The 11,199-nt window shown below is 60.8% G+C and carries 10 protein-coding genes; 2 read left to right on the top strand and 8 right to left on the bottom strand.

Annotated elements, in window-relative coordinates; genetic code table 11:
- Positions 1–8 precede the first annotated feature (8 nt).
- The gene (gene ribF / locus HGO40_RS22460) at positions 9–947 is read right to left on the bottom strand and encodes a bifunctional riboflavin kinase/FAD synthetase (RefSeq protein WP_186709827.1); all 939 of its coding nucleotides are present in this window, start codon (positions 945–947) and stop codon (positions 9–11) included.
- Between the two features lie 129 nt (positions 948–1,076).
- Entirely contained in the window at positions 1,077–2,615 is a 1,539-nt protein-coding gene (gene murJ, locus HGO40_RS22455) for a murein biosynthesis integral membrane protein MurJ (protein WP_250964786.1), read from the bottom strand.
- A gap of 254 nt (positions 2,616–2,869) precedes the next feature.
- Here murJ and rpsT point away from each other — a divergent pair, with 254 nt between their 5' ends.
- A complete protein-coding gene (rpsT, locus tag HGO40_RS22450; protein ID WP_003185593.1) occupies positions 2,870–3,148 on the top strand; it encodes a 30S ribosomal protein S20 in 279 nt (92 codons plus the stop codon).
- Positions 3,149–3,544: 396 nt separating this feature from the next.
- Here the strand turns inward: rpsT and HGO40_RS22445 are convergent, their stop codons facing one another.
- The 6 genes from HGO40_RS22445 to rplU all read right to left on the bottom strand — a co-directional run bounded on the left by HGO40_RS22445 (position 3,545) and on the right by rplU (position 9,724).
- Complete coding sequence (locus HGO40_RS22445) at positions 3,545–5,581, bottom strand: toxin-antitoxin system YwqK family antitoxin (protein ID WP_250964785.1); 2,037 nt, start codon at positions 5,579–5,581, stop codon at positions 3,545–3,547.
- A gap of 270 nt (positions 5,582–5,851) precedes the next feature.
- Positions 5,852–6,307: a CreA family protein gene (locus HGO40_RS22440; protein ID WP_003205733.1), complete on the bottom strand. Its 456-nt coding sequence runs from the start codon at positions 6,305–6,307 to the stop codon at positions 5,852–5,854.
- 9 nt (positions 6,308–6,316) lie between these two features.
- On the bottom strand, positions 6,317–7,435 hold the full coding sequence (gene proB, locus HGO40_RS22435; protein WP_250964805.1) for a glutamate 5-kinase: 1,119 nt from the start codon (positions 7,433–7,435) through the stop codon (positions 6,317–6,319).
- Positions 7,436–7,702: 267 nt separating this feature from the next.
- Complete coding sequence (gene cgtA, locus HGO40_RS22430) at positions 7,703–8,926, bottom strand: Obg family GTPase CgtA (protein WP_250964784.1); 1,224 nt, start codon at positions 8,924–8,926, stop codon at positions 7,703–7,705.
- A 190-nt stretch (positions 8,927–9,116) separates the two neighbouring features.
- Positions 9,117–9,374, bottom strand: coding sequence for a 50S ribosomal protein L27 (gene rpmA, locus HGO40_RS22425; RefSeq protein WP_003176049.1), 258 nt, complete (start codon positions 9,372–9,374; stop codon positions 9,117–9,119).
- A 35-nt stretch (positions 9,375–9,409) separates the two neighbouring features.
- Positions 9,410–9,724 carry a 50S ribosomal protein L21 gene (gene rplU, locus HGO40_RS22420; protein WP_003176051.1) on the bottom strand — a complete coding sequence of 105 codons (315 nt, stop codon included), beginning with the start codon at positions 9,722–9,724 and terminating at the stop codon, positions 9,410–9,412.
- Positions 9,725–9,963: 239 nt separating this feature from the next.
- On the opposite strand from rplU, the gene HGO40_RS22415 reads away from it, so the two are divergent.
- Complete coding sequence (locus HGO40_RS22415; RefSeq protein ID WP_072346139.1) at positions 9,964–10,932, top strand: polyprenyl synthetase family protein; 969 nt, start codon at positions 9,964–9,966, stop codon at positions 10,930–10,932.
- Positions 10,933–11,199: the final 267 nt, after the last annotated feature.

Here is an 11,199-nt window from a genome sequence, read left to right as displayed (position 1 = left end):
GCTCTTCATTAGCGATTGGCGCTGGTTGCGACAAGGGCACGGGCGGCGGCGATATCTGCATGGATCGCCGTCTTGAGCGCCTCCAGGGAGGCAAAACGCTGCTCTTCACGCAGCTTATGGTGGAAAACCACCGTCAAACGCCGGTCATACAGATCGCCGGCAAAATCCAGAACATGTACTTCAAGGTGGGCCTTGCCATCGCCCTGGACCGTGGGTCGCACGCCGATGTTGGCGACGCCGGGCCAGGTCTTGCCGTCGATCTCGACACTCACCAGGAACACCCCGGTCAGCGGCACACGACGGCGCTTGAGCTGCACGTTGGCCGTCGGCGTGCCCAGTTGGCGCGCCAGTTTCTGCCCGTGCAGGATCCGCCCGGCAATCCGGTACGGCCGGCCGAGCAAGCGCTCGGCCAATTCGAAGTCGGCCGCCGCCAAGGCATTGCGGACCTGGGTACTGCTGACGCGCAAGCCATCCATCTCGACGGTCTGCGCCGCTTCGACGGTGAACCCCTGGGCGATACCGGCCTGTTGCAGGTAATCGAAATCCCCGGACCGGTCGCAGCCGAAACGGAAATCATCGCCGACTTCCAGATGTTTCACATCGAGACCGTCCACCAGGATGGTCTCGACGAATTCGGCGGCGCTGAGTTTGCTCAGGCGTTGGTTGAAGGCCAGGCACAGGACCCGGTCGACGCCTTCGGCGGCCAGCAGTTGCAGTTTGTCCCGCAACCGGGCCAAACGGGCCGGGGCGGTGTCCGGGGCGAAAAACTCCCGGGGCTGCGGCTCGAAGATCACCACGCAGCTGGGCACGCCCAATTCCAGCGCACGCTCGCGCAGCCGCGCCAGGATAGCCTGGTGGCCACGGTGAACACCGTCAAAGTTGCCAATAGTGGCGACACAGCCCCGATGCTGGGGGCGCAGGTTGTGGAGGCCTCGAACCAGCTGCATAACGCGCTTCTTGCTCATAAAGTGGCCGATTATAACCACACCCGGCGGCCGACGACAGGCAACACCGCACCCCAAAGTGATCGAACCGACAAAACCACTGCCCGGCCCGGGATTATCGAGGGCCCGCCCTCAGCTCAAGGCCTTGCGGTTGAAGTCGCGCAGACGGAAGCCCATCAGCAGTAACATGCCGAAATACGCCACCACGCCGGCCACCACCAGGGCACCCAGGCGCAGGAAACGCTCGAGCATCTGCCCTTCGCCCCAGGCCGGCATGAAATGCATCGCCCCCAGCAACACCGCCGACATCACCGCCACGGCCACCAGCAGCTTGAGGCCGAACTTGGCCCAGCCCGGTTGTGGTTGATACATCTTTTGCTTGCGCAACTGATAGAACAGCAGCCCGGCGTTGAGGCAGGCACCGGCGCTGATCGCCAGGGCCAGGCCCGCGTGGGCCAATGGGCCGATGAGCAGCAGGTTGAACAACTGCGTCATCACCAGGGTGCAAATGGCGATCTTCACCGGCGTGCGGATGTTCTGCTGGGCGTAGAACCCTGGCGCCAGCACCTTGATCACGATGATCCCGAGCAAGCCCACCGAGTAAGCGATCAGTGCCCGCTGAGTCATCAAGGCATCAAAGGCACTGAATTGGCCGTACTGGAACAGCGAGACGGTCAACGGTTCGGCGAGGATCCCCAGCGCCAGCGCACACGGCAGCACCAGCACAAAGCACAGGCGCAGGCCCCAATCGAGGATCCGCGAATATTCGTGGCGGTCCTGGCTGGCGTAGGTCTTGGCCAGGGTTGGCAGCAGGATCGTGCCCAAGGCCACGCCCAGCACGCCGGACGGTAATTCCATCAAGCGATCGGCGTAGTACATCCACGACACCGAGCCCGCCACCAGGAACGAGGCAAAGATGGTGTTGATAATCAGGGAAATCTGGCTCACCGACACCCCGAGGATCGCCGGCAGCATCTGCTTCATCACCCGCCATACGCCGCTGTCGCGCAGGTTCAGCCGCGGCAGCACCAGCATGCCGATCTTTTTCAGGTGCGGCAGTTGATACAACAGTTGCGCCAGGCCGCCGACCAGTACCGCCCAGCCCAGGGCCATTACCGGCGGATCGAAGTAAGGCGTCAGGAACACCGCGAACACGATCATGCTGACGTTGAGCAGGGTCGGCACAAAGGCCGGCACGGAAAAGCGGTTCCAGGTATTGAGGATCGCCCCGGCCAGGGACGACAGGGAAATCAGCAATATATAAGGAAAGGTCACCCGCAGCAGGTCAGCGGTGAGCTGGAATTTTTCCGGGGTATCGGTAAAGCCCGGCGCCGTGGCCCAGATCACCCAGGGCGCGGCGAGCATGCCGGCGGCCGTGACCAGCGCCAGCACCAAGGTCAGCAGGCCGGTGACGTAGGCAATGAATGTGCGAGTCGCCTCGTCGCCCTTCTGGCTTTTATATTCCGCCAGGATCGGCACAAAGGCCTGGGAGAACGCGCCTTCGGCGAAGATCCGCCGCAACAGGTTGGGCAGCTTGAAGGCGATGAAGAAGGCGTCGGTGGCCATCCCGGCGCCGAATATCCGTGCGATCAACGTATCGCGAACGAACCCCAGGACACGGGAAAGCATCGTGATAGAGCTGACGGCGGCCAACGATTTGAGCAGATTCATGAAAAGAGTTTTTGCCTGTCGATAAACAGCAGGCGAACAACGCGCCCACTTGTGCGATACTCCGCGCCGCTAAACAGTGCAGAGCCAAAGCCCGCGAGTTTACAGGTCGCACGCCGGAAAGAAATCCTTCGGTGCGCAGCACCTGCCATTCAGCGGAACGCGTCACCCGCCCTTGACAAGACTTCAACTCATCGGCATGATTCGCGGCCTATTTTGTTTGCTATTTCCCAAAAAGTCTTTCGAGGAGCTCGACGGTGGCCAACACACCTTCCGCCAAAAAACGTGCAAAACAGGCTGAGAAGCGTCGCAGCCACAACGCCAGCCTGCGTTCCATGGTCCGTACCTACATCAAGAACGTAGTCAAGGCCATCGACGCAAAAGACGCTGAAAAAGCTCAAGCTGCTTACGTTCTGGCTGTGCCAGTTATCGACCGCATGGCCGATAAAGGCATCATCCACAAGAACAAGGCTGCTCGCCATAAGAGCCGCCTGAATGGCCACGTAAAGGCCCTGAACGTTGCCGCTGCTGCCTAAGCGACGCGCTCATTAAAAAACCGACCTCAGGGTCGGTTTTTTATTGCCTGCGATTTAACCCCCCAACCAGAACAGCCCCTCCCCTTGTGGGAGCGAGCTTGCTCGCGATGGCGGTGGGTCAGTCAATGGAGATAGTGACTGTATCGCCGCCTTCGCGAGCAGGCTCGCTCCCACACTGGAACTGCAGCGGGGCATACATCTTGTGCCCACCAAACTCCCCCTGTGGGAGCGAGCTTGCTCGCGATGGCGGTGGGTCAGCTAGCAGTAATATTGACTGTGCAGCCGCCTTCGCGAGCAAGCTCGCTCCCACACTCGCTCTTCAGCGGGCATAAATTTTCCACTCACCACAACCGCCCACACTGACTGGGAGGGGGAAGACCAAAAAAATCAGAATCCCTACTCGCCGAAATTGAACACCACCGGCTTCGGCGGAGGGCAACCTCCTGGTGGTGGGAAGTTCTGTACGCCCGCCTCGTCGTAGCCGGTGTAGCAGCCCACGATCTTGTCATCCTTGAAGGTCATGCGGCGCTCGACCACACCCGTCGGATAGTAATAAACCGTCTCGCCTTCGCGCTTGGCGTACGAATAGTCCTTGTATTCGCGCCCATAGACCGTTATCAGCCGGAACCCCTGCCGGGCCTCGGAGGACTTCAACTGACCGCTGGGGTAATACTCCTTGCGAGTCACACGATCATCAGGCCCCAGCAACACCTCCCGCACATTGCGCCCATCCTGGGTATGGCGGGCACTCTGTTCGTTACCAAACAGGTAGTCACTCTCGGAATCGAAGTGACCGTTATTGAACGCCCCGCGCTGCTTGCCGCACAACTTGATGCGGGTGTACTTCCCATCCGGTACATGGCAATAGTTGCGGTCCGCGATCAACACCCCATTCGCGTCGAATGATTGCACGTTGCCAATGGGCTCATCCTTTTCGTACGTTGCCACCGTATCGGGCTGGCCATTGGGGTGATAGAGACGAAAGGCGCCCTCTCGCGAACCGTAACGCCAGGAGATATCCGACAGCAGCACGGCACCGTCGTCCGTGTAGGTCAGCGCCCGCCCTTCGATCTGACCATTGGCGTAGTGGGCCGAATAGGTGAGCTTGCCATTCGCCGCATAGGTCTCTTTCAACCCATCCAGCACACCCGCTCGGTAGTGCTCGACCCGCCGCAACACCCCCGCAGCATCCACTTCTCGCAACTCGCCGTGCCTCTTGTCGGCAACAAAATCCACGGTCTGGACGCCACCGCCCTCCACCTTCAATGTCCAACGCCCCTCCCGGACGCCTTGCACGCAACGCACCTCGCCCCACGGCATTTTCCAATCCCCGTGCTGCATGCCCCCCACGAAATCGCCGCGCTGGATCACCTCGCCATGACGCACACGCTCGGAAGGCCCGTCAAAATCACCGTGTTTGTAAGTATCGAAGCCCGACATCAGCACCTCATCGTCGTACCCCTCGATCGTCCAGCGCCCCTCGTAGAAGCCATCGACGATCATGCCTTTGGAAACAGTCCCCCTATCACTGATAACCCATGGCCCCTGGCGCACCCCATCCACATAGGCGCCGGTAGACTCGTCGCCCGACGGGCCAAACTCCTTCCACTGACCGGATTTCTTGCCCTGGACATACGAACCCAGCGCCCAGAGCTGCCTATCCCCCATGATCGCCCCCATCCCATCCTCAGAGCCTCGGTACAGCTGCGGACGGGTTTCCCAAGCCATCCGGCTGACGCTATACGCAGCCCCCACATCCTCATCCCCAGGCGACACGCGCTCATACGTCAGCGTGAGCCAGCGCCCGTCGCGCTGCTGGAAGGTCTTTTTGTAGGTGTCACGATGGGGGTCCTCTGCCGGCTGCCCCGCCGAGGCCGGGACACCGTCGACACCGAAGTAGCCCACCAGCGTACCGTCAGCGGGATTGAGCGTGTCGAATTCAACGATACCGGTCACAGGCACCACGGCGCCGTAAGCGTAAGGCGGCAACGCGCCCAGGGCTTTTTGGACAATGGCGGCATTGAGGACTTTGCGATTGGCAGCGATACGATCCAGCACCGGCTGAAGCGTCTCGAGCCGACGGTACGTCCCGGCAGACGGCACGAACCGATAACCATGAAGGGCGTATTGCCCCTTCGCCCGGGACAGCACGACCAACGTCTGGAGATCACTGTCGAGGCTGGCGTAGAACACCGACTCGACACTGGCCTCGCCATACCGGTCGAGCACTTGCGGCGCGCCATCCGGCGAATCGCACAGGCATGAATAGCCGACAACTCCCTCCGCTTCACGGATAAACGCCAGCGTCGCCCCACTCTCCTGGGAGCTTTTTATCAGCGGATGGGCCAGGGGCTTGGCGTTATAAAACGGCTCCGCCAGGGCTCCGACGGAAACAGTACAACTCAATACAAACAGCAGCAAAAACGAACGCATACGAATCCCTTCGCGCCAAAAGCACAACAACATTCATGGACATTAAAAAAACGAGCCGACTGGCTTAATGCCCGTCAGTTAAGCGAAATAAAGCCGGGCAATCATCCTGTGGCGAGGGAGCTTGCTCCCGCTGGGCTGCGCAGCAGCCCCAAAACAGGGCCGCTTCGCGACCCAGCGGGAGCAAGCTCCCTCGCCACGGCTTGTGTGTTTCCTCGTGACACCCACTCAACTGATCGGCATTAGCCGACTGGCTCGCTCATCAGTCGATACTTAACGCCAAGGCAAGATCGGAATGGCGGTCACCGCATTTTGCGGACTGCCCTCGATCACCCGGTCGCTGTAGACCAGGTACACCAGCGTATTGCGCTTCTTATCGAGGAACCGCACCACCTGCATGGTCTTGAACACCAGCGAAGTGCGTTCGCGGAACACCTCTTCGCCGTCCTTGAGCTCACCCTTGAAGCTGATCGGCCCGACCTGGCGACAGGCGATGGACGCCTCGGCGCGATCTTCGGCCAGGCCCAGGCCGCCTTTTACACCCCCAGTCTTGGCTCGCGACAGGTAGCAGGTCACGCCATCCACTTTAGGATCGTCGAACGCCTCGACCACAATCCGGTCATTCGGCCCGACGAACTTGAACACGGTGGACACCTGACCGATTTCTTCGGCCGAAGCCAGCAGCGGCACTGCCAGCAGCAAGCCGATCAATCCTTTTGCCAACCCCATGATTTTTCCTTAGACGAGGATCAGGTTGTCACGGTGAACCAGTTCGGGCTCCGCCATGTAACCCAACAGACCGACAATCGCATCAGACGACTGACCGATGATTTTCTGCGCTTCCAGCGCGCTGTAGTTAGCCAGGCCGCGAGCGATCTCACGACCGTCCGGCGCCACGCAAACGACCATTTCGCCCCGGCGGAAACTGCCCTGGACCAGCTTCACGCCCACCGGCAGCAGGCTCTTGTTGCCCTGGGACAGGGCCGATACGGCACCGGCGTCCAGCCCCAGCGTGCCACGCGCTTGCAGATGCCCAGCCAGCCACTGCTTGCGCGCCGCCAGCATGCCGCGCTCCGGGGAGAGCAAGGTGCCAATGCGTTCGCCCGACTTCAGACGATCCAGCACCCGCTCCAAGCGCCCGCCGACAATGATGGTGTGAGCGCCAGAGCGCGCCGCCAGACGCGCCGCACGCAGCTTGGTCTGCATGCCGCCACGACCCAGCGCACCGCCAGTGCCGCCCGCCACCGCATCCAGCGCCGGGGCGTCGGCACGGGCTTCGTAGATCAGCTTGGCATCGGGGTTGTTGCGCGGATCGGCATCGAACATGCCGTCGCGATCCGTGAGGATCACCAGCAGGTCCGCCTCCACCAGGTTCGCCACCAGCGCGGCCAGGGTGTCGTTATCGCCGAAACGGATCTCGTCGGTGACCACCGTGTCGTTTTCGTTGATCACCGGGATGACTTTCAGCTCCACCAGCGCCCGCAAGGTACTGCGGGCATTGAGGTAGCGCTTGCGGTCGGACAGGTCGTCATGGGTCAGCAGGATCTGCGCCGTATGGCGGCCATGCTCGGCAAAGCTCGACTCCCAGGCCTGCACCAGGCCCATCTGGCCGATGGCGGCGGCAGCCTGCAGCTCATGCATCGCGCTGGGTCGCGACGTCCAGCCCAGGCGGCTCATACCGGCAGCCACAGCCCCGGAAGAGACCAATACCAGCTCGACGCCAGCCTCATGCAAGGCCACCATCTGCTCGACCCACACCGCCATCGCCTGGCGATCCAGGCCTTTGCCATCCGCTGTCAGCAGTGCACTGCCGATCTTCACGACCCAGCGCTGCGCACCCGTCACCTTGCTCCGCATCATCTTCAACCTTTGCCAGCGAACGGCGCGACCCAGCGCCGTCCATGGGATTATTCGTATTTGCGTTTTACAGATACCAAAACGCCGCTCGAATGAGCGGCGCCTTGGAAACCGGCTTGCCAGCGATGATAACACCGCACCGAAACAGTTGAACCTGTGGGAGCGAGCTTGCTCGCGATGCGTGGGGTCAGCCATATCGATAGCGGCTGATACACCGCTATCGCGAGCAAGCTCGCTCCCACAGGTCCTGGTTTCAACTGAGTAGCATCAGTCGCGAACGTAGATGATTTCCGGACCGTCCTCGTCATCCACATCCTCTTCGTCCCAATCGTCGTCACCGATGTCATGGACCGACTTGACGCCGCTGCGGCGCAAGGCACGCTGGTCGTCCAGCGCTTGCAACTGGGCACGGGCCTCGTCTTCGATACGTTGATCGAGCTCGGCCAGCTCTTCCTTGTAGGCCGGGTCGTTGGCCAGGCGGTCGGCACGATCTTCCAGGTACCGCATGATGTCGTGGCACAGGCGCTCGGTGTTTTCCTTGGCGATGGCCGAGATCACGTAGACCGGACCTTCCCACTCCAGGCGATCGACGATTTCCTTGACCCGCTCCTCATGCTCTTCTTCAAGGATCTGGTCACACTTGTTCAGCACCAGCCAACGGTCGCGCTCGGCCAGGGCCGGACTGAACTTGGTCAGCTCGTTGACGATGACTTCGGCAGCATCGGCAGCACTGGTTTCATCCAGCGGCGCCATGTCGACGAGGTGCAGCAACAAACGGGTACGGGACAAGTGCTTGAGGAAACGAATCCCCAGGCCGGCGCCCTCGGAAGCCCCTTCGATCAACCCCGGAATGTCGGCGATCACGAAGCTCTTCCAGCGGTCGACACTGACCACGCCCAGGTTCGGCACCAGGGTGGTGAACGGGTAGTCGGCCACTTTCGGCTTGGCGGCGGATACCGAGCGAATGAAGGTACTTTTACCGGCGTTCGGCAGGCCCAGCAGGCCCACATCGGCCAGCACTTTCATTTCCAGCTTAAGGTCACGCTGCTCGCCCGGCTTGCCTGGCGTGGTCTGGCGCGGCGCGCGGTTGGTACTGGATTTGAAACGGGTGTTGCCCAGGCCGTGCCAACCGCCATGGGCGACCAGCAGACGCTGGCCGGCCTTGGTCAGGTCGCCGATCCCTTCCTGGGTGGCCGAATCGATCACCGTGGTGCCAACCGGCACGCGCAGGATCAGGTCTTCGCCCTTCTTGCCGGTGCAGTCGGTGCTGCCGCCGTTGGAGCCACGCTCGGCATCGAAGTGCCGGGTGTAACGGTAGTCCACCAGGGTGTTGAGGTTTTCGTCGGCGAGCATGTAGATCGAGCCGCCGTCACCCCCGTCACCACCGTTCGGACCACCGTTTTCAATGAACTTTTCCCGACGGAAACTCATGCAACCATTGCCGCCGTCGCCAGCCTTCACTCGAATCGATACTTCATCAACAAACTTCATGACACACGCCTCTCGCCATACGGACGAGCCAAAAAAACAAGACATAAGACTCTTGCAAAAATGAGCGCAGCGACCTGATGACACGCCCCAACCGCAGCGCCGACAGCCCATACAAACAGTTTTGCAAGAGACTCACCCCACAAACGAAAAAGCCCCGTCGCAAGACAGGGCTTTTCCAGCGATCTCGCAATTAAGCTGCGACAACGCTCACGTAACGGCGGTTGAACGCGCCCTTTACTTCGAACTTGATCACGCCTTCGATTTTCGCGAAGAGGGTGTGATCCTTACCCATGCCAACACCGTAACCGGCGTGGAATTGGGTGCCGCGCTGACGCACGATGATGTTGCCCGGAATGATCTTCTGGCCGCCATACATCTTCACGCCAAGGCGTTTGGCTTCTGAGTCGCGACCGTTACGGGTACTACCACCAGCTTTTTTGTGTGCCATGAGTTCAATTCTCCTAGTGAGGAATTAGGCTGAAATTAAGCCTGAATACCGGTGATTTTGATCTCGGTGTACCACTGGCGGTGGCCCATACGCTTCATGTGGTGCTTACGACGACGGAACTTGATGATGCGGACTTTATCGTGACGACCTTGGGAGATCACTTCAGCCACAACGGTAGCGCCAGCAACGACTGGAGCGCCGATATTCACGTCATCGCCATTGGCGACCAACAGAACGCGATCAAAAGTCACGGATTCGCCGGTAGCGATTTCCAGTTTTTCGATCTTCAGGTATTCACCTGGGGCGACCTTGTATTGCTTGCCACCAGTAACAATTACTGCGTACGACATGGTATTTCTCCGATAATCCTGCTCACCCAGCGCTTTATAAGAAGAGGTATTGGCTGGCATGGCTGCATGGGCTGGAAGGCCCGGATGCAATTGCGTAAGGCAGGTGCTGCCCAGGAAGTTCAGGGTGCGCGATTGTACGCAAGCCGGTCGAGCCTTGCAAGTGGCCGTCTATCGCGCCTTGACAGGCCTGGACGTGGGTCCTAGCATGCCGCGCAACCCTTCTGGAGCGCCTGTCGCTGATGCAACCCCAAGCTTTCTACCGCGCAGTGGCGGACGATTTTAGTGCCGTCGACGGCATCATCAAGAAGCAGCTGACTTCCCGAGTGCCGCTGGTATCGAAAATCGGCGACTACATCACTTCGGCCGGCGGCAAACGCCTGCGTCCTTTATTGGTACTGCTGTGCGGCAAGGCCCTGGGTCGCGAAGGCGACGACATGCGCCTGCTGGCCGCCACCATCGAATTCCTGCACACCGCGACCCTGCTGCATGACGACGTGGTCGACATGTCCGGCATGCGCCGTGGCCGTTCGACCGCCAACGCCATGTGGGGCAACGCCCCGAGCGTGCTGGTGGGCGACTTCCTGTATTCGCGCTCGTTCGAGATGATGGTCGAGCTGGGCTCGATGCCGGTGATGAAGATCCTGTCCCAGGCCACGCGCATCATCGCCGAAGGCGAAGTGCTGCAGCTGTCCAAGGTACGCGATGCCAGCACCACGGAAGAAACCTACATGGAAGTCATCCGCGGCAAGACCGCGATGCTCTTCGAAGCCTCGACCCACAGCGCAGCGGCCCTGGCCGGTGCCAGCGCCGAGCAGAGCGAAGCGCTGCGCACCTTCGGCGACCACCTGGGCGTGGCCTTCCAGTTGGTGGACGACCTGCTGGACTACAAGGGCGACGCCGAGACCCTGGGCAAGAACGTTGGCGACGACCTGGCCGAAGGCAAGCCGACCCTGCCGCTGATCTACACCATGCGCGAGGGCACGCCGGAACAGGCGGCGCTGGTACGCCAGGCGATCCAGAAAGGCGGGATCGAAGACCTCGAAAGCATCCGTGTCGCGGTCGAAGCCTCCGGCTCGCTGGAATACACCGCGAAACTGGCCCGGGACTACGTCGCCCGCGCAATCAAATGCCTCGATGCCCTGCCAGCCAGCGAATACCGCGATGCACTGGTGGAGCTGAGTGAATTTGCGGTCGCCCGTACCCATTGATTGCATGAAAACGGCGAGCTTTTGTGGCGAGGGAGCTTGCTCCCGCTCGGCGGCGCAGCCGTCGTAAATCCGGCTGACGCGATCCAACTGAATGATCGCAGCAATCCAATTGGGGCGGCTTCGCAGCCCAGCGGGAGCAAGCTCTCATCAAACAAAATCCATCCCCTTGTTCTCCAAAGCTTTTTAAGCCGCGACCAATCGAACACCCAGCTTTGTAGCCTTACGCTGTAAGGCTCTAAGCTGACGATCACGACTTTTGGCCTCGTA

Source organism: Pseudomonas sp. CG7 (assembly GCF_023701885.1).
Lineage (GTDB): Bacteria > Pseudomonadota > Gammaproteobacteria > Pseudomonadales > Pseudomonadaceae > Aquipseudomonas > Aquipseudomonas zanjanensis.
Note: the sequence above shows the minus strand (reverse complement) of the source record. Positions and strands in the feature narration are given on the sequence as shown.